14 protein-coding genes and 2 pseudogenes are annotated in these 17,575 nt (G+C 73.7%); 6 read left to right on the top strand and 10 right to left on the bottom strand.

The annotated features are described in order from the left end of the window. Positions 1–127: 127 nt before the first annotated feature. Entirely contained in the window at positions 128–1,384 is a 1,257-nt protein-coding gene (locus HNR12_RS24100; protein WP_179769692.1) for an SAM-dependent methyltransferase, read from the bottom strand. 49 nt (positions 1,385–1,433) lie between these two features. Further along, on the bottom strand, positions 1,434–2,861 hold the full coding sequence (locus tag HNR12_RS24095) for an FAD-binding oxidoreductase (protein ID WP_179769691.1): 1,428 nt from the start codon (positions 2,859–2,861) through the stop codon (positions 1,434–1,436). Positions 2,862–3,153: 292 nt separating this feature from the next. Between HNR12_RS24095 and HNR12_RS24090 the strand changes: the two genes are divergently transcribed. After that, entirely contained in the window at positions 3,154–3,900 is a 747-nt protein-coding gene (locus HNR12_RS24090) for a glutamate racemase (RefSeq protein WP_179770871.1), read from the top strand. A 15-nt stretch (positions 3,901–3,915) separates the two neighbouring features. Here the strand turns inward: HNR12_RS24090 and HNR12_RS24085 are convergent, their stop codons facing one another. Further along, the gene (locus tag HNR12_RS24085; protein ID WP_179769690.1) at positions 3,916–5,655 is read right to left on the bottom strand and encodes a hypothetical protein; all 1,740 of its coding nucleotides are present in this window, start codon (positions 5,653–5,655) and stop codon (positions 3,916–3,918) included. A 208-nt stretch (positions 5,656–5,863) separates the two neighbouring features. On the opposite strand from HNR12_RS24085, the gene HNR12_RS24080 reads away from it, so the two are divergent. The 3 genes from HNR12_RS24080 to HNR12_RS24070 all read left to right on the top strand — a co-directional run bounded on the left by HNR12_RS24080 (position 5,864) and on the right by HNR12_RS24070 (position 8,209). Then, positions 5,864–6,208 carry a hypothetical protein gene (locus HNR12_RS24080; protein WP_179769689.1) on the top strand — a complete coding sequence of 115 codons (345 nt, stop codon included), beginning with the start codon at positions 5,864–5,866 and terminating at the stop codon, positions 6,206–6,208. A 120-nt stretch (positions 6,209–6,328) separates the two neighbouring features. Then, a complete protein-coding gene (locus HNR12_RS24075) occupies positions 6,329–7,534 on the top strand; it encodes an AI-2E family transporter (protein ID WP_246425166.1) in 1,206 nt (401 codons plus the stop codon). Between the two features lie 150 nt (positions 7,535–7,684). Further along, positions 7,685–8,209 carry a DUF6315 family protein gene (locus tag HNR12_RS24070; protein WP_179769688.1) on the top strand — a complete coding sequence of 175 codons (525 nt, stop codon included), beginning with the start codon at positions 7,685–7,687 and terminating at the stop codon, positions 8,207–8,209. Positions 8,210–8,234: 25 nt separating this feature from the next. On the opposite strand, the gene HNR12_RS24065 is transcribed toward HNR12_RS24070, so the two are convergent. From HNR12_RS24065 to HNR12_RS24050, 4 genes are all read right to left on the bottom strand, one after another. Beyond that, positions 8,235–10,307: an ATP-dependent DNA helicase gene (locus tag HNR12_RS24065; protein ID WP_308118922.1), complete on the bottom strand. Its 2,073-nt coding sequence runs from the start codon at positions 10,305–10,307 to the stop codon at positions 8,235–8,237. A gap of 80 nt (positions 10,308–10,387) precedes the next feature. Beyond that, the gene (locus HNR12_RS24060) at positions 10,388–11,179 is read right to left on the bottom strand and encodes a DUF427 domain-containing protein (RefSeq protein ID WP_179769687.1); all 792 of its coding nucleotides are present in this window, start codon (positions 11,177–11,179) and stop codon (positions 10,388–10,390) included. A 137-nt stretch (positions 11,180–11,316) separates the two neighbouring features. Further along, positions 11,317–12,681 carry a hypothetical protein gene (locus HNR12_RS24055; RefSeq protein ID WP_179769686.1) on the bottom strand — a complete coding sequence of 455 codons (1,365 nt, stop codon included), beginning with the start codon at positions 12,679–12,681 and terminating at the stop codon, positions 11,317–11,319. Between the two features lie 1,125 nt (positions 12,682–13,806). Continuing rightward, entirely contained in the window at positions 13,807–14,661 is an 855-nt protein-coding gene (locus tag HNR12_RS24050; RefSeq protein ID WP_179769685.1) for a TatD family hydrolase, read from the bottom strand. 65 nt (positions 14,662–14,726) lie between these two features. Between HNR12_RS24050 and HNR12_RS24045 the strand changes: the two genes are divergently transcribed. Next, entirely contained in the window at positions 14,727–15,707 is a 981-nt protein-coding gene (locus HNR12_RS24045; RefSeq protein WP_179769684.1) for an arsenic resistance protein, read from the top strand. Positions 15,708–15,741: 34 nt separating this feature from the next. Here the strand turns inward: HNR12_RS24045 and HNR12_RS24040 are convergent, their stop codons facing one another. Beyond that, positions 15,742–16,743, bottom strand: a complete 1,002-nt coding sequence (locus HNR12_RS24040; protein ID WP_179769683.1) for a hypothetical protein — start codon at positions 16,741–16,743, stop codon at positions 15,742–15,744. 64 nt (positions 16,744–16,807) lie between these two features. Continuing rightward, complete coding sequence (locus tag HNR12_RS24035) at positions 16,808–16,975, bottom strand: hypothetical protein (protein WP_179769682.1); 168 nt, start codon at positions 16,973–16,975, stop codon at positions 16,808–16,810. A 154-nt stretch (positions 16,976–17,129) separates the two neighbouring features. On the opposite strand from HNR12_RS24035, the pseudogene HNR12_RS29845 reads away from it, so the two are divergent. Continuing rightward, positions 17,130–17,264 (top strand): annotated as a pseudogene (locus tag HNR12_RS29845) (hypothetical protein); the annotation flags it as partial. Between the two features lie 192 nt (positions 17,265–17,456). Here the strand turns inward: HNR12_RS29845 and HNR12_RS29840 are convergent. Then, a pseudogene (locus HNR12_RS29840) lies at positions 17,457–17,573 on the bottom strand (nitroreductase family protein); the annotation flags it as partial. Positions 17,574–17,575 lie beyond the last annotated feature (2 nt).

Raw genomic sequence — 17,575 nt, 5'->3', positions numbered from 1 at the left:
GTGATGGCCACGCCGGGCCGCGGCGGGCGGCCGTTCGCCCAGGGAACGGGCCGACGGCGGCCGCGCGCCCGCCTCGCGGCGGGCGCGCGGCACCGAGCCGGACGGAACGGGTCCCACCCGTCCGACGCTACTGGAAGTTCGGCCGCAGCGGCATGTGCGCGTCGGTGCCGTCGAGCTTGACCCCCAGGATCTGGTGCAGCTGCACGACGTTGCGCTCGAAGCCCAGCACGCAGCCGGCCATGTAGAGCCGCCACACGCGCGCGGTGCCCTGCCCCACCTCGCGCACCGCGGCGTCCCAGTTGCGGTCGAGGTTGGCGCACCACTGGCGCAGCGTGAGCGCGTAGTGCTCCCGCAGGTTCTCCTGGTGCCGGATCTCAAAGCCGGCGTCGTTCATCTCCCGCTGGATCTCGGCCGGGCCCTCCAGCTCGCCGTCAGGGAAGACGTAGCGGTTGATCACGCCGTCCCGGTGCATGGGCGGCAGGTCGTTGCGCGGGCGGGTGATGCAGTGGTTGAGCAGCCGGCCGCCCGGCTTGAGCTTGGCGTACAGGCTCGCGAAGTAGGCCGGGAGGTTCTTCTTGCCGATGTGCTCGGTCAGCCCGATGGAGCTGATCCGGTCGTAGGCGCCGTCGGGCACGTCGCGGTAGTCCATGTGCCGGACCTCGGCGAGGTCGGACAGCCCCTCCTGGGCGATGCGCTTGCTCGCCCACTCGGCCTGCTCCTTGGACAGGGTGACGCCCAGCGCCTTGACCCCCTTCCTGGCGGCGTGGCGCACCATGCCGCCCCAGCCGCAGCCCACGTCCAGCAGCCGCATGCCCTCGCGCAGGTCGAGCTTGCGGGCGACCAGCTCGTACTTGGCCTCCTGCGCCTCCTCCAGCGTGGCGTCCGCGGTGGGGAACACCGCGCAGGTGTAGGTCATGGACGGGCCCAGCACCAGCTCGTAGAAGGCGTTGGAGACGTCGTAGTGGTGGTGGATGACCTCGGCGTCGCGGCCCTTGGCGTGGCGCGCGCCCAGGTTGAACAGCCGGGTGGGCAGGACCTCCTGGGGCGGCGGCGGCACCCGGTTGACGAACTTCACCCAGCCGATGCTGCGGGCGATCCTGGCCATCTCCAGCGGCGAGAGCCGGTGGCCCTCGCTGAAGGTGACGTCCGCCATCCGCTTGAGGGCGGTGTACATGTCGCCCTCGACGTCGATGTGGCCCGACACGTAGGCCCGGGTCAGCCCGAGCGCACCCGGCGACTGCGCCAGGTAGTTCAGCGCCACGGGCGTGCGCACGACCACCGCGGTGTCGCTGGTGGGGTCTCCGGCGGTGCTGCCGTCGTAAGCGCGGAAGTGAACGGGCGCGTCCTGGCCGACGACGCGTTCGAAGATCTCCGCTAACCGCATGGTTGTTGCTCCCTTCTCACCCACGTCGCCCACGCGGTGGGCAGGCGTGTCACCTGTTTCCGACGCACTTGGCGTAGAGGTCGAGGAGCCGCCCCTCCGGGTCGTAGGCGTGCTTGAGCCGGCGGTACCCCTCGCCGTTGTACAGCCGCCAGAACTCGTCCTCGGCGTAGAAGGCGTCCGAGTACAGCGACTTGTGGCCGCCCAGCCGGGCGACCTCCTCCTCCACCAGCCGGTTGTGGTGGGCGCGGCGCTGACCGGGACGCATGGGGACCATTCCCCAGAATCCAAAGTTGATGTAGAGGCGGTCCTGCTCAAGTGGGTAAAGAGGCCACACGTGGGACTGCCCCTCGGCCGGGCGCGCGGTCTCGCGCAGCCGCAGCGGGCACATCCAGACCGGCGACATCCCGATCTCGGAGTGGAAGAAGTCGAGGAACTCCGCGCCGCGCTCGACACCCACCTCGATGTCCTGGATCACCGGCTCCTGCTGAGGGCGCCCGCGGTAGAGGTTGAGCAGCCGGCTGAAGTCGGTGCGCCGGTCCAGCGCCACCAGTCTGCGGTAGACGTCGGAGCGCTTGAGGGAGCGCGGCCACAGCCGCCGCACGGTCGGGTTGCGCAGGCCGAACGCGCCCGAGCACCAGAACCAGTCGGTGTCCCAGCGCCACAGGTAGTCGTGGGTCGTCAGGTAGTCGCCCGGACCGGTGCCCGCGTAGCGCGGGATGGAGGTGTAGTAGATGTCGGTGCCGGTGTAGTCGCTGGTCCAGGGCGCGCGGTCGACGAAGGTGGCCAGCGTGAGGTACAGCTCGTCGGGCCCGAACACCACGCCGTCCACGAAGTCGACCTTCTGGCCGTCGTGCTCGGCGTCGGCGCAGATCCGCCCGAAGGCGTCCATGGCCTCCTTGGCGTCGCCGAACCGCAGGTGGCGCAGGTGCACGTAGGGCTTGACCGGCTCCAGTTCGATGCGCAGCCGCAGGCTGTAGCCCAGCGTGCCGTAGGAGTTGGGGAACCCGTAGAACAGTTCCCGGTGCTCGTTGTCGCGGCGCGCCACCACGGTCTCGCCCGCGCCGGTGAGGATCTCGATCTCCTGCACCGACTCGTGCGGCAGGCCGTTGCGGAACGACGAGGACTCGATGCCCAGGCCGGTGACCGCGCCGCCCAGCGTGATGGTGCGCAACTGCGGCACCACCAGCGGCATCAGGCCGTGCGGCAGGGTGGCCGCGACCAGGTCCTCGTAGGTGGTCATGCCGCCGACCTCGGCCACGCGCTCGGCGGGGTCCACCGACAGCACCGAGGTGAACGCCGAGACGTCCAGCCGGGCGGTGTCGGCGGGCTCGCGAAAGCGGAAAAGGTTGGACGTGGGCTTGGCCAGGCGGACGGGGGCGCCGGCGGCCGACAGTCGCGCGTAGTCGCGCTTGAGCCGCTGGACGGCCTCGACGTGGTCGGCGAAGTCCTGTTCGGAATGCTGACGAATCACCCTCACCCGCTTCTTCCCCAGGCGGCGCCGCGCGCCGTCGTCGTCGCTGCTGACCTGTACCGACGGTTGCCAAGGCCGCCAGACAGCCTATGCCTACCCGTGAGTAGCCCGTTTCAGCGCCCCCCGGGCGAGGCGTCGCCGGCACGGCTTCCCATTCTGTCGGGATCGCCCGGCGGTGGCCATGACCGCAGGACCGCGGGCCCGCCGCGCCCGCCCGGGGCGCTGCGGGCGCGCCCGGCGGAGGGGGCGCATAGGATCGGCTGACGTGCGCATCGCCTTTGTCGACTCCGGGATCGGGATGCTGTCCACGGCCGCCGCGCTGCGCGCCGCGCGGCCCGACGCCGATCTCTTCCTGTCCATGGACCCCGACCACATGCCGTGGGGGCCGCGTACGCCCGACGAGGTGGTCCAGCGGGTGCTGGCCGGCGCCCGCGCGGCCCACGACGCGGCCGGCGCGGCGCTCGACGCCATCGTCGTGCCGTGCAACACCGCCTCGGTGCACGGCCTGACCGCGCTGCGCGCCGAGTTCGAGCCCGGTGTGCCCGTGGTGGGCACGGTGCCGCCGATCAAGCCCGCCGCCGCGCTGGGCGGCCCCGTGGCGGTGTGGTCGACCGTGGCGACCTCGCGCAGCCGCTACCAGGCCGACCTCGTCGCGCGGTTCGCCCCCGGCCTGCCGGTGACCGCGGTGGCCTGCGCCGGGCTCGCCGAGGCGATCGAGACGGCCCGCCCCGAGGAGGTCGACGCGGCCATCGCCTACGCCGCCGAGCGCACCCCCGCCGACGTGGCCGCCGTGGTGCTCGGCTGCACCCACTACGACCTGGTCGGCGAGCGGATCGCCGCGGCGCTGGGCGGCACCGCGGCGCTGTTCACCGCCGCCGACGCGGTGGCGGCGCAGACGCTGCGCCGCCTCGGGGAATCGGCGGCTCCCGAACGCGCTCCGACCGGCGCCGTAACCGTGCTGGCCAGCGGGCGCCCGGCCGGCCTCCCGCCGGCCGCGCTCGCCTACGCGCCCGGGACCGAACTGGCGGGCGTGCCCCAGCCCTGACCCCGGGCCGACCCGCTACCGCGCGGCCGGAACGGTCTCGGCCCGACCGCGCTGCGGCCCGGCCGCGGGCGGGGCCGACTCGGCTGCCGCCGGGGCGGCGGCCTCGGGAGCGTCGGGGGCCTCGGCGGCCGGTGCCTGCGGGCACGCCTCCACGGGCGGCGGCACGGCGCGCAGGGCGGCCTCGGTCAGCACCCGCACCAGCGCGCGCACGCCGCCGGTGTCGTTGTCGTGCAGCAGGGTCTCCAGCAGCGACAGCGCCGCCTTCTGGTCGCCCGGCGCCGAGCGCACCCGCGCCCAGTGGGCGCCGGCCGCGACGTCGGCCAGGTGCAGGGTGCGCCCGACCTGGCCCAGGGCGTTGAGCAGCGAGGCGTCGTGGGGGCGGTGCTCCAGGGCCGCCGCCACGAGGTCGGCCTGGTGCTCGGGGTCGACCTCCTCGGGGCGCTGGCGGCGCAGCAGGCCCAGCACGTCGGCGGCGGGCACCGGCAGCGCGGCGGGTCCGCGGGCGGCGAGGTCGCGGGCGGCCTCGTCCAGGTCGGCGGCGAGGTCGGCGCCGCGCCGCACCCGGCCCAGGGCCCGGCGGGCGCGTCCCAGCGCGGCGGCGGCGACCCAGCGGGCGCCGCGGTCGGTGGCCAGCCGCGCGCCCGCCAGCGCCACCTCCAGGCAGGGGCGGTGCGCCCCCACGCGCTCGAAGTACCGGGCCCATGTGGTGAGCCGCACGCCCAGCCGCCAGTCGTTGTCCAGGGCGCCGCAGGCCGCCAGGTGCTCGGCGGCCTCGGCCCAGGCGCGGCGCAGGCGGGGGTGGGCGTCGGCCTCGCGGGGGTCGGGCAGGGCGGCGAGCGCGTCGGCGGCCGGCACCCGCCCGGCGCGGGCCAGCCAGGCCAGCAGCCGGGCGCGCTCGGCGCGGGCGCGGCGCAGCGCGGCGGCCCGGGGCGCCCCGGCGGGCCACGCGGCGGCGGCGCCGGCCTCGACCCGCTCCAGCGCGGCCAGGGCCTCGGCGTGGCGGTCCTGGTGGCGCAGCGCGCGGACGTAGCCGAAGGCGTAGCCGAGGGTGACGTCGTGGCCGGCGGCGCGGGCCTGGGCGGCGCGCAGGTCGAGTTCGCGCACGGCCTCGTCGGGGCGCTCGTCGTCGACGAGCATGTCGGCGCGGGCCAGCACCAGCGCCTCCCAGGCGGGGTCGCCGGGGCGGACGTGGGCCAGGCCCTCGGCCACGACGGTGGCGCGCTCGACCACGTGCCCGGGGCCGTCGACGGTGGCGTAGCAGGCCAGGACGGGTTCGGCGGCGCAGGCCGCCGGGGTGCAGGCGTGCAGGGGCGCGTCGGCCCCGGAGAGGCCGAACGGGTCGGCGGCGTCGGCCGTGCCGACCAGGCCGGCTGCGCCCCCGGTGTCGGCGGCGTCGGGTGCGTCCGCGGGCCCGGCCGTGTCGGCGCCGGGGTCGGTGTCCGCCGGACGCAGGAGCGCGGCCCCGGGGGCGTGCGCGGCGCGCAGCCGGGCCAGTGCCTCGGGCAGCGCGGACTCGCCCTCGGCGAGGTCGCCGGTGCGGGCGGTCAGCGCCAGGTGGGCCAGCAGCGGCGGAGCCCACGCGGGGGCGGTGCCCGCACGGGCCAGGCGCAGCGCCTCGGGCATCGCCTCGGCGATGCGCGCGGCCTGGCCGTCGACCGCCATGCGCGCCAGGCGCACCAGGGTCTCGGCGAGGTCCGCGCTCCCCTGGGCGCGGAGGTCCCGCACGGCACCGGCCAGCCATCTCCACTTCGCCATCGGTGTTCCCCCGTCTCCCCCGTCCCCGCCGGGCGCCCACCGCCCCGGGGTGCGACCGAACGTAGCAGCGCGGTCACGGTTTGCGGGCGGAAACCCGGAAACTGGGGGCGGAATGTGCCGATAGACTCGGTGCTCCGGCGCCGGTGCGGTTTGCGCGGATCCGCGTGGCGGCGGTGCGGCCCCGCGGCACGAGGAATGGAGCGCGACGGTGGGATGGCGAGACCGGTTCGGACTCCGGCGGGCGAAGCGGGGCGGCAAGGCGCGGTTCGACCGCGCGGCCGAGGACTCCGACCTCCAGGCCCTGATCGAGTTCCACGGCAGCCGGACGGGCGTGGAGTTCTTCGTGGAGCCTGAGACCTTCGCCACCGGCACCACGGCGGTGGCCGTGGCCTCCGACGGCGAGTGGATCCGCCGCCGGGTCGGCTCCCCCGCCGTCATCGCCCGGGTCGCCCGCAAACTGGCCGCGCCCGTCTACGATGTACAAGTCGTCGGCTATCCGCAGCGGATGCGCGACTGGACCACCCGGAACAAGCGCGGCCTGTCCATGGAGTAGGGGCGCGGTCGTCCGCCGGGGCGTCCCGTCTTCCACACCGCGGCCGGGTGCGCGACCGCGCCCCGGCGCACCCGCGGAGCCCTCGGCCGGCCCGCAGCAGGAAGGACACCGCCAGCGCCCATGAGCACCCCGCCGCCGCCCGGGCCGGGCAAGAACGGCATGCCGTCGTGGCTGCCCAGGGCGCTGCTCCTGGTCGCCTGGACCGTCATCGGGTTCGCCGTCGCGGCGTGGCTCTTCCTGCAGCTGCGCGGGCTGCTGGTGCTGCTGCTGATGTCGCTGTTCCTGGCGCTGGCCCTGGAGCCGGCCGTCAACTGGCTGCACAAGCACCGCTGGCCGCGCGGCCCGGCCACCGGGGTGGTCATGCTCGGCGTGGTCGTCGTGGTGGTGGTCTTCTTCTCGGTGCTGGGCTCGATGCTGGTGGGCCAGGTGCTGGAGTTCGTCGACCAGGTGCCCGCCATGAGCCGCGGGCTGCTGAACTGGGTGAACGTCACCTTCCACACCGACTTCTCGCCCAACACGCTGCTGAGCGAGATCACCGACGCCACGGGCCTGATCAACCAGTACGCCTCCAGCGTCGCCGAGAACGCCTGGGGCGCGGGCACCACGCTGCTGGTGCTGCTGTTCAACGGGCTGACGGTGGCCCTGTTCACCTTCTACCTGACCGCCGACGGCCCGCGGTTCCGCCGCACCATCTGCTCGGTGCTGCCGCCGCGCACCCAGCGCGAGGTGCTGCGCGCCTGGGAGATCGCCATCAGCAAGACCGGCGGCTACATCTACTCCCGCGCGCTGCTGGCGCTGATCGCCACCCTCGCCCACTACCTGGCGCTGGCCGTTCTGGACGTCCATTACGCGTTCGCGCTGGCGCTGTGGGTGGGCGTGCTGTCCCAGTTCATCCCCACCATCGGCACCTACATCGGCGGCGCCGTGCCGGTGCTGGTGGCGCTGATGCAGGGCACGTGGCCGGCCCTGTGGATGCTGGTCTTCGTGGTGCTCTACCAGCAGTTCGAGAACTACCTGCTGCAGCCCCGCATCACCGCGCGAACCCTCGACATGCACCCGGCGGTGGCCTTCGGCGCGGTGATGGCGGGGGCGGCGATCATGGGGGCGCCCGGTGCGCTGCTGGCGCTGCCGGCGGGCGCCAGCCTGCAGGCGTTCCTCAGCGTCTACATCCGCCGCTACCAGGTGGCCGAGCACCCGCTGCTGGACGGCTCGGAGCCGGGCGCCGACCCCGATGCGGCCGAGGGCGGCCGGGCGCCGGCCGGCCCGCAGCGGCGGGGCTCCTCGGCCCGCTCCTCCGGCGAGGGCGGAAACCCTACATCAGGCTGAGCGCCCGCATCCAGCCCCCCAACGCGCGGCCCGCGGCGGGGCCGGGCGTTTTTGGTCATTGATGACGACAGTTTGCCGGAACTCCTTCAGCGGCCGGGTTCCATAATCAGGGGTTCCCATCGCATACTCGCCTGGGAGGGGGACTGAAGGATGAAGCAGGATCTCACCGCTTTGTGCTGTGAATGCGGCACAAGCCGGCCGGTCAGCGCCTACCGCGCGATCGGCGAGGCCCAGTCGGCCTACGGGCTGGCCCGCTGCGTGGTCTGGCGCGCCTGCCGCACCTGCGGATACCGCACCTACCACGCCTACCTGCGCGACGACCCCGACCGCGACGAACTGGAGGACGCGCTCAAGCTCGACGACGCGCTGGCCGCCGAGGCGCTGGACGAGGAGATGGAGCAGCTGCGGCTGTGCGGGGTCGACATCGGCCACGCCCCGGTGCCCGCCATTTGGGACGGCCAGCCCGTGGGAATGGTCACCCAGCGGCTGACCGACCTGTCCTACGCGATCGTCCTGGACCCCAACGCGTCGCTGGTGGCCCGCCTCAAGCTGATCGACCTGATGTGGAACGAGCTGTCCACCGGCGACAACGACGACCGCTGGTACATCCAGCCCGCCGACGAGGACACGCCCGGCTACGCGGTCCGGCTGTTCGGCTACCGCGTGCGCCGCTGAACCCGCCCGTCCGCCGTCCGCCGGCTCACCCGGGCACCGGCGCCGCGGCCAGCCGCCGCAGGGCGGCACGGGCGACCTCGGGGTCGGTCGTGCCCCAGTAGGGCGGCAGCGAGGACCGCAGGAACCCCCCGTAGCGCGCGGTGGCCAGGCGGGGGTCGAGCACCGCCACCACCCCGCGGTCGTGGACCGACCGCAGCAGCCGCCCCGTGCCCTGGGCCAGCAGCAGCGCCGCGTGGGTGGCCGCCACCGCCATGAACCCGTTGCCGCCGCGCGCGCCCACCGCCCGCTGCCGCGCCGACGCCAGGGGGTCGTCGGGGCGGGGGAACGGGATGCGGTCGACGATCACCAGCTGCAGCGAGCGCCCGGGGACGTCGACCCCCTGCCACAGCGACAGAGTGCCGAACAGGCAGGAGGTCTCCTCGGCGGCGAACTCCTCGACCAGGCGCCCGGTGGAGTCGTCGCCCTGGCACAGGATGCGGACGTCGAGGCGGTCGCGCAGCTCCTCGGTGGCCTGGGCGGCGGCGCGCATGGACGAGAACAGGCCCAGCGCGCGGCCGCCGGCGGCCTCGACCAGCTCGGCGATCTCGTCGATGTAGCGGGGGTCGAGCCCGTCGCGGCCGGGCGGGGGCAGGTGCCGGGCGACGTACAGGATGCCGCTGCGGGCGTGGTCGAAGGGCGAGCCGACGTCGAGGGAGCGCCAGCGGGGTTCGCCGGCGGAGGTGTGGGAATCGTCGGCCTCGGCACCGGAGGCGGCGTCATCGGCTGCGCCCGTGCCGGTCCCGGAGGACGCGGCGGCCGGCCCGGTGGACTCCCGGCCCAGGCCCCACTGCGCGGCCAGCGGGCCGAACGACCCGCCCAGGGCCAGCGTGGCCGAGGTGAGCACGGTCGTGCGGTCGCCGAAGAGGCGCTCGCGCAGCAGCCCGCCCACCGCCAGCGGTGCCACGTGCAGGGTGGGCGCGTGCTTGGGGCCCTTGGCCAGCCACACGACGTCGCGGCGCTCGCGCAGCGGGGGCTCGAAGGACTCCAGGACCCGCACGGCGGTGTCGTGCAGCTCCTCCAGGGCGGCCAGGGCCTGCTTGCGCCGCGCGGCGTGGTCGGGGTCCTGCTCGCCGTTGGCGGAGGAGCGGACCGCGGTGAGGCAGGCGTGGGCGGAGTCGCGGACGGCGGCGACGGCACCGGCCAGGGAGTCGGGCAGGTGGTCGAGGCGGCCGGCCTCGGCGTCGGCGAACACCAGGGCCAGGCCGTCGGCGGATTCGCTCAGGCGCTCGGTGAGGTCGGCCTCGCACAGCCGCGCGGCCCGCTTGGCCGCGGCGGCCACGACGCGTTCGCCGAGTTCGCCGGTCGCCACGGAGGTGACGCGGTCGACGAGTTCGTGCGCCTCGTCGATCATCAGGACGCGGTGCTCGGGCAGCAGCTGGTAGCCCTGCATGGCCGAGATGGCCAGCAGCGCGTGGTTGGTGACGACGATGTCGGCGCCGGCGGCGTCGGCACGGGCCTGCTCGGAGAAGCACTCCTGGCCGAAAGGGCAGGCGGCCGCGCCCACGCACTCGTTGGCCGAGACCGAGACCTGGCGCCAGGCGAGGTCGCTGACGCCGGGCACGAGTTCGTCGCGGTCGCCGGTGGAGGTCTCCTCGGCCCACTCGTGCAGCCGCTTGACCTGGCGGCCCAGTGAGGAGAGCTGGCGGGGGTCGAACAGTTCGGTGTCGTCGGGGTCGGAGGTGTCGGCGCCGTGCACGCGGTGCCGGCACAGGTAGTTGCGGCGCCCCTTGAGGATGGCGAAGGTGGGCTCGCGGCGCAGCAGCGGGGCCAGCGCGGCGCCGAGCCGGGGGAGGTCGCGGTCGATGAGCTGGCGCTGCAGGGCGAGGGTGGCGGTGGAGACGACGACGGTGGTGTCCTCGGCCATGGCGTGGCGCAGCGCGGGCACCAGGTAGGCCAGCGACTTGCCGGTGCCGGTGCCCGCCTGGACGACCAGGTGCTCGCCGGTGTCGATGGCGGTGGCGACCGCCTCGGCCATGGCGACCTGGCCGTCGCGCCGGGCGCCGCCCAGGGCGCGTACGGCGGCGTCCAGCAGGGTGTCGACATCGGGAATCTCAGCCACGCGTGCGACAGTACCCGCTGGCGGTGACGGCGCGGGCCCGTTGTCCACAGGCCCGCGCCCGGGCCGAAGGCGGGCGCCGCCTAGCGGCGCTCCACCTCGACGGTGATGTCGTCGTGCAGGAAGCACAGGTGGTCGCGCACGTCGAGCGCCTCGTGCAGCGGGTCGGGCAGGGACCACGCGACGTCGGGGACCTCGCGGCCGTCCACGCGCAGGTTCCAGTAGACGGTGCGGCCCTTGTAGGGGCAGTGGGTGACCGTCTGGCTGGGCACCAGGTACTCGCGGCGGACGTCGCCGGGCGGCAAGTAGTGGCGGTTGGGCAGGCCGGTCTCGCTGAGGAGCCGCGGCGCGGTGGACTCCGCCAGGACGAGGTCGCCGTAGGTGACGCGCACGGCCGCCGACGTGGGGCGGGTGTCGACGCGGTGGTAGGGGTCGCGCAGGTGCCCCTGGACCGCCTGGTCCTCGTCGTACCAGGTGTCGGCGGCCGTCCAGTACAGCGCGGAGAGCCCGCGCAGCCACGCGGCCTCGGCCGTGGGCTCGGGGTAGGCCCACACCGCGTTCTCGACCACGCGCTCGCCCACGCGCAGGTGCCAGTAGGCGGCGTCGCCCTTGTAGGGGCAGTGGGTGGTGTGGTCGCTGGGGCTGAGCAGGCCGGGGTCGATGTCCTCGGCGGGCACGTAGAGCTGCGGCGGCAGCGCGGTCTCGTGCAGCAGGGCGCCCCGGAGGGAGTCGAGCACCGTGCGGCCGGCCAGTTCGGCGCGCACCCGCCGCGGGAACGGGTGCAGCAGCAGCGCGTGCCGCGGGCTCTCCAGCCGGTAGTTCACCGTGGCGGGCGCGTCGTGCGCCAGCGGGCCGCCGCCCATGGTCAGCGACATCCGGGGTCTCCTTCACCGTTGAATCGACCAACGGGCGGGTCATACCCCCCGGCGGGCCGCCTCACCCCCGGCGCGGGCCGCGGGATCGGCGGTCGGCGCCGGGCGCGGCGGGGCGCCGCCGGGGGCGGGCGGGCGGGTCAGAGCCAGTCGCCGTCGCGGTAGGGGGTGCCGGAGTGCCAGGAGCGGTCGTCGCGGGGGGCGTGGCGGAGGTCGTCGTCCAGTCCGGACTTGCGGGAGCGGCCGAGGTAGAGGGCGGCCCCGCCGCCGCCCAGGGCGGCCAGGCCGGTGGCGATGAGGCCCGCCAGGGCGCTTCCGGCCACGGGCAGGCGGCCGTCGGGGGAGGTGACCGGCGGGCCGCTGGAGCCGGCGGGGCCGGTGGGGATCTCGTCGGAGTCGGGGATGGGTGCCGAGACGGTGGGGCGCGGCACGGGGTCGTCGGCGGGCACGGAGCCGCCCCCTCCCCCGCCGGACTCCTCGCTGGCGGGCCGGTCGCCGGTGGTGTCGGGTTCGGCCGTGCCCGGGTCGGGGCCGGTGGCGGCCGGGGAGTCGTCCGCGCCCGGCGCGGTGGGGTCGGCGGGGCCGTCCTGGTGCCCGGAGCCGCCGCTGCCGCCGGGCGGGCCCGTGGGGTCGGGCCCGGTGGCGCCCGTGGCCGGGGGTTCGGGTGAGTCGCCGGTGGTGGAGGGGTCGGTGTCGGTGGTGTGGACGGAGACGCCGGTGAACTCGACACCGTAGTCGAAGCCGTCGACGCGGGTGCCGTCGGCGTCGAGGCGGGCGACCTCGAAGCGCAGCGACAGCCAGGCCGAGGCGGTGCCCGGACCGTCGCCCCTGCCGGCGGAGCCGTCGGGTTCGCGCTCGCGCCGCTCGGCGCTGACGCGCACGCTCAGCGTGCCCCGGCCCAGGTCGGTGGTGAGGGTGTCGGTGTGCCGGCCGTCGGCGAGGTCGGCGGGGGCGCCGAGGATCTCCAGGCCCTCCACGGCGATGTCGGCGCCCAGCCCTCCGGAGGGGGTCCACCAGGCGGATGAGGCGGCGGAGTCGAGCGCGACCAGGGCGGCGCCGCCGAAGGCGGTGCTCAGCGGGATGCCCAGCGGGTCGCCGCCGCGTCCGGCGGGCTTGCAGTCGGGGGCGAAGCTGACGTCGGTGATCCCCGCCTTGGCGGTGAGGCGGTCGCCGTCGCGGCTGACGCTGCTGTAGGCGGAGGCGGGCCGGTGGCTGAAGTGGCGGACGGTGGCGACGTGGTCGGGGTCGGCCGACCAGTCGGCGGTGACGGAGCCGTCGGCGGGGCCGGTGCCGATCTCGCCGACCGATCCGGTGCGGCACCACTCCACCGAGGCGATGCGGGCGGTGGCGGAGGGGTGGTCGGGGTCGCCGGGGAGGAAGGGGGCGATGGGGTCGGCGGCGGCGGGCAGGATGGCGGAGAACGCGAGCGCGCCGGCGACGCCGGCGGCGCCGAGGAGGCGGCCCGCGATACCGCGGCGGGACCGAATGGGGGAATTCGAGGTCACGGTCGTCCTCTGCAGGGTCAACGACCACGGGGCCGGGCGGCGGTTCCGGGGGCGCCGCACGGGGATCCGCGGCCGTTCAACGGGGCTACTCCGAACTTACATTCCGCGCCCGGCTTCCCATAGCCGGGCGGCTCCCGAGGGCGGTGCCCGCACCGGGGGCCCGGACGGGCGAGGCCGCCCACGGGCGGGGGCGGTGCTCGGCGCGGCGGGACCGCGCGCGGACGTAGGGGTCGACGTCTTCCCCCCGCTAGACGCCCGGGCCGGGGCCGCAGTTCCCGGCGGGCCGCCGCCGGCCCCCCGCGGCGCCCCGCGGGAGGCGGCCCGGCGTGTCAGCGGCCCGGCAGCGACGCCTCGCACAGCACAGTGGGGTTCGGCGCGGTGGTCCATGCGTCCGAGGCGCCCGACGACGCCCTCGACTGCGCGCGGCGAGGGCTACGCCCGGGTGGCGGACATCGGCACCGGCGCTTATGAGGGCTGCCGCAAGGGAGGCCGGCCACGCGACGGCCGACGCCCTGGCCGACGGCAGCCTGGTGCCGACCTGCGTGGCCGCGTCCGAAGGCGAGGGGCTGCTGCGGACCCCGCGGCGGCGGCGCGGAGCGCTCCCGGAGCGCACACGAAAACGCCCCGCCGGCAGGCGGGGCGGTCTTCGGTCTCTCGACGGTTGTGGAGGTAGCGCGACAGTGTTCGAACCTTGCCCCGGCGCTGACGCGGGCCGTGTCGTCGCATCACGCGATTCGGCGTCGGGACTCGTTGGTTCACCAGGAGTCTTTGCAGCAGTTGCCGCGTCGGGTGACGCGCTTGACGGAAACGATGCTGCTTGAGGCCGCGCGGAGGTATCGGGGTGGGGAGATCTTGCGGACCATCGCGAAGGATCTGGGCGTGAGTCGTGAACGCCTCTCAAGCCATTTGCGCGAGCGAGGGGTCCGGCTCCGTCGAGAGAAGCCCTCTCCTGCGCTGGTGCTTGAGATGTGCCGCCGTTACGAACAGGGTGAGTCGTTGGCGAGCGTGGGCGCGCGCCTTGGATTCAACCCCAGTTCCGTGCGTGTCGCGCTCCTCGCTGCGGGTGTGAAGCTTCGGGACACGCATGGGCGAGTGCGGTGAGTCTCGGCGCCCCTGTCGGGGGTGTTACTCAATAGCCCCGAGGATTGCTTCGACTCGGGGTGGCAGCAGAGGCTTCGTCCCAGTGGTGTTCACAAGCGTGGCGAGGTTGCGCCAGGCGTGGGCTCGGATCTGAGCGGTGGTGACTCCGCGCTGCTTGGCGAGAGCTGCTTCGACGTCGCTGACGTTGCCAGGTTGGTGCGGGCGGGCTCCGCTGCGGTTCCCATCGGGGTGGTCTGTTTCTAGGAGGAGACGGTCCGTGGGGATGAGGTCGATGGCGTCGCTTCGGCGCACGGTGGCGGTGTTGATCGAGAAGTAGGCTCCGAGTTCAACTGCGCGCCTTGTGGTGGATCGGTCGCCGAGCCACCAGTGCAGGATCGCGCCGGTGATCGGGGTGTGTTCGAGATGCTCCACGACTTGGTTGGTTGCCCGGTAGCTGTGGATCGACGTGAGGCGGGGCTTCGCTTGGAGTTGCGTGAGCAGCGCGGTCAACACGTCGTGCTGTTTGGCGAGGCGGGATGGGACTTTTGCGTCGAGTCCGATTTCGCCGACGTAGGGGGTGCGGGCGATGAGACGCTCGAACTCCTCGGGGTCGTAGCCGTCGAGTGCGGTCTTCACTCCTGGGTGAACGCCGACGCCCCAGATCGCGATGGCCGCGGTGAATGTGAATGCGAAGAACGAACAGCACGACGCCTCCCGCGCGGCCAGTTCGCGTGCGGTGTGTTCGGCGTCGGCGGCGAGCACGAAGTCGGCGCGCTCGGGGCTTGTCTGGGTGATGTCGCGCAGCGCGGTGCGGAACAGGTCGGTGAATTCGCGTTCCCGAACCGGGCGTTCGATGGTCGGGATAGTGCAAGTTTCGGGTGCCCATTGCAGATCGGTCATGACGGCGACGTTATGCGTTCAAGCCGCTTCAAGGTCAAGCCCGCGGATTCTCTAGGCTGGTGCGCATGCGCGTAGCGGTGGAGTGGTGGGATCGGCACCAGGTCGCGCTGTATGTCGCCGCGATTGCGGGGGGCAGCGCGGTCGGGCTGCTCTGGCCGGCGACGGCACCGGTGCTGTCCGGCGCGACCAACCCGGTGCTCGCGCTGCTGCTGTTCGCGACGTTCCTCGGCGTGCCGCTGGTCGAGGTCGGTCGGGCGTTCCGAGACATCCGATTCCTCGGGACCGTGCTGGTGGTCAACTTCGTGCTCGTCCCGCTGATCGCGTTCGGGCTGTCCCGGTTCGTCGCCGATGATCAGGGGCTGCTCGTCGGGGTGCTGCTGGTGCTGTTGACCCCGTGCGTGGATTACGTGATCGTGTTCACCGGTCTCGCCGGCGGTGCCCGCGCCCGTCTGCTCGCGGCGACCCCGCTGCTGATGCTGTTGCAGATCGTGCTGCTGCCCGGATACCTGTGGCTGTTCGCGGGCGGCGACGTCGTCGCCCATGTCGAGCTCGAGCCGTTCCTCGAGGCGTTCCTGATCCTTATCGTCATCCCGCTCACCGCGGCCGCAATCGTGCAGGCCATCGCCCGCCGTCACCGTGCCGGGCGGGCCATCGAGGACGTGTTCGCCGCAGCGATGGTGCCGCTGATGATGGCGACCCTCGCCGTCGTGGTCGGCTCGCAGATCGCCGGTGTCGGCAGCCAAGCGGTCACCCTGCTGCGGGTCGTGCCGCTGTATGCCGCGTTCCTCGGCATCATGCTGCTCGTCGGCCTCGGCGTAGGTCGAGCCGTCAGGCTGCCGGTTCCGGAGACTCGGGCCGTGATCTTCAGCGGCGCGACCCGCAACTCCCTCGTGGTGCTTCCGCTCGCTCTTGCCCTGCCGGCTCAGCTCGCGATCGCGCCGCTCGCAGTGGTCACCCAGACCCTCGTGGAACTGGTCGGCATGGTCGTGTTCATGCGGCTCGTCCCGGCCCTCACCCGCGCGCGGCAACCCGCGATCGACCGCTGAACCGACCACCGCAGGACGGGGCTTGGAGACCCGGCTAGTAGCTGGTCTTCTCCCAGAAGATGTATTCCTGGTCGTCGTCGGTGAGGCCCCAGTCGACGCCAACCGACCGCAGCCATGCGTTCATCAGCCGGCAGAGATCGGCCAGCACGGCGCCGAGCTCCTCGACGGTCATGGGCTCGTCGACGGGCCGCAGCCGGTGGAAGGTCAGACTCCAGGCGTCCCAGCTTTCTTCGACGTATTCGGTCCAGCCGGCAGGCAGCGGGTCGGGGCGACGGGGCTTGCCGCTCTCGTCGAGCCCGAGTTCGGGGGCAAGATAGGCCAGGACGCGGACCAGCCCGTTCGCGGCGTTGAGGGTCCGGTAGGCGGCCTCACCGATATCGGCGCGCCAGGTGCGCTTGGCCTCGTTGAGCTCGGCGCGCAAGTGCGCGATCGCATCCGTGAGGTTGTCGACATGGTGCAACGGCGAGGGCGCGTGGACGGTGGTGTATTGCTCGATGCGGTTGTCGTCGACGTGCGCGGCCAGCGGTTCGCGGCAAGCCGCGTCGCTGTTGCTCAGGCCTTCGACGTCCTGGTAAGCGTCCGCGTCCTCGCCACGCAGCCGCAGCGCGGCATGCCCGGCTTCGTGCCGGCTCAGGTGCTCGGCCGCGGCGATCACGTGCTCGATGAGCGCCTCGACGGACCCGACGTCTTCCCGGGTGGCGAACAGGACGTTCGCGGAGACCACGATGTCGTCGAACGTGCCGTCGTCGTGCGGGAGCGTGATCGCCCCGGCATGACCGGCGCCGCGGTCCGTGGTGTAGGGGTTGTCGTCGGTGCGTTCGGTGACCCGGTTCACGGTCGCGACCATGTCGCCGGTGAGCGTCAACCGCCAGAGCGACGTGTCCGGGAGCAGTTCGACGATCCCCGTCACCAGTGTCTGCAGCAGTCCCTGCTGCTCGATCATGAACGACAACGCGCCTGCGAGCTCCGGGTCGTCGTAGTCCTCGGAGAACCCGTCGAGCGAGATGCTGATCGGTGGGGTGGGAGTGTCGGCCATCACGGTCACCATAGACGACCCCGACGACACCACGGCCGGCGTGGCCCGGACGGGAGCTCGCGCGTCACTGCCCCCGCAGCGGATCGATGGTGCGTTCGATGAGGCCGTGGGAGGGGCAGAGCCAGACCAGCTGCAGCGAGTCGTCGATGTGACCGGGCTCGAGCGGCTCACCGCAGGCCGGGCAACTCCGGCCGGGTGGGACGCCGTCGACGTCGACGGGCTCGCCGGCCATCACAGCGATGCTGGCGGGTCCGCGGCGAGGGAGTCGGGCTCGTTGATGAACGCCAGGAACCGTCGCCCCTTCTCGGAGGTCCGCGGCGGCCTGGCCGACGGGACCGCGCCAGACGTTCTGCGGGACGCCGAGCGCGGTGCCCAATGGTCCGTCGATGCCGCCCAACAGGATCCTGCATCAGACGCAAAAGGGCGCGCTTATGACGATCACCGGTTCACTGGCCTCGACCAGTTACGGCGATCACGTCGCCGGCGAGCTCGCCCACGATGCGTCGCACGCGGAGCAGATCGTGGTCTCCGGCGGCGCGTACGGCATCGACGGTGCCGCCCAGGACGATCGTCTGCGTCACGCGCCCCACATCGAACTCCGTGTCGGCGAACCCGTTGTCCTCCGACGCGATCGCGAGGGCCACGGGCGCCCGCGCGAGGAACTGGGCGTAAGCGCCCAGATGCGACAGATGCTTAAGCATCCTCCGGTTGCGCACCTCGACGAAGCGCCACGGCTGCCGATTTCGCGCGGATCCGGTCCGACGGGCGATGTCGACGAGGTGCGCCACCGTCGACGAGGAGACGCTCCGCTGGGGATCGAATCGACGCACGG

It is taken from the genome of Streptomonospora nanhaiensis (genome assembly GCF_013410565.1).
Classification (GTDB): domain Bacteria; phylum Actinomycetota; class Actinomycetes; order Streptosporangiales; family Streptosporangiaceae; genus Streptomonospora; species Streptomonospora nanhaiensis.
The sequence above is the reverse complement of the archived record's forward strand: the minus strand, read 5'-3'. Positions and strand labels throughout refer to the sequence as shown.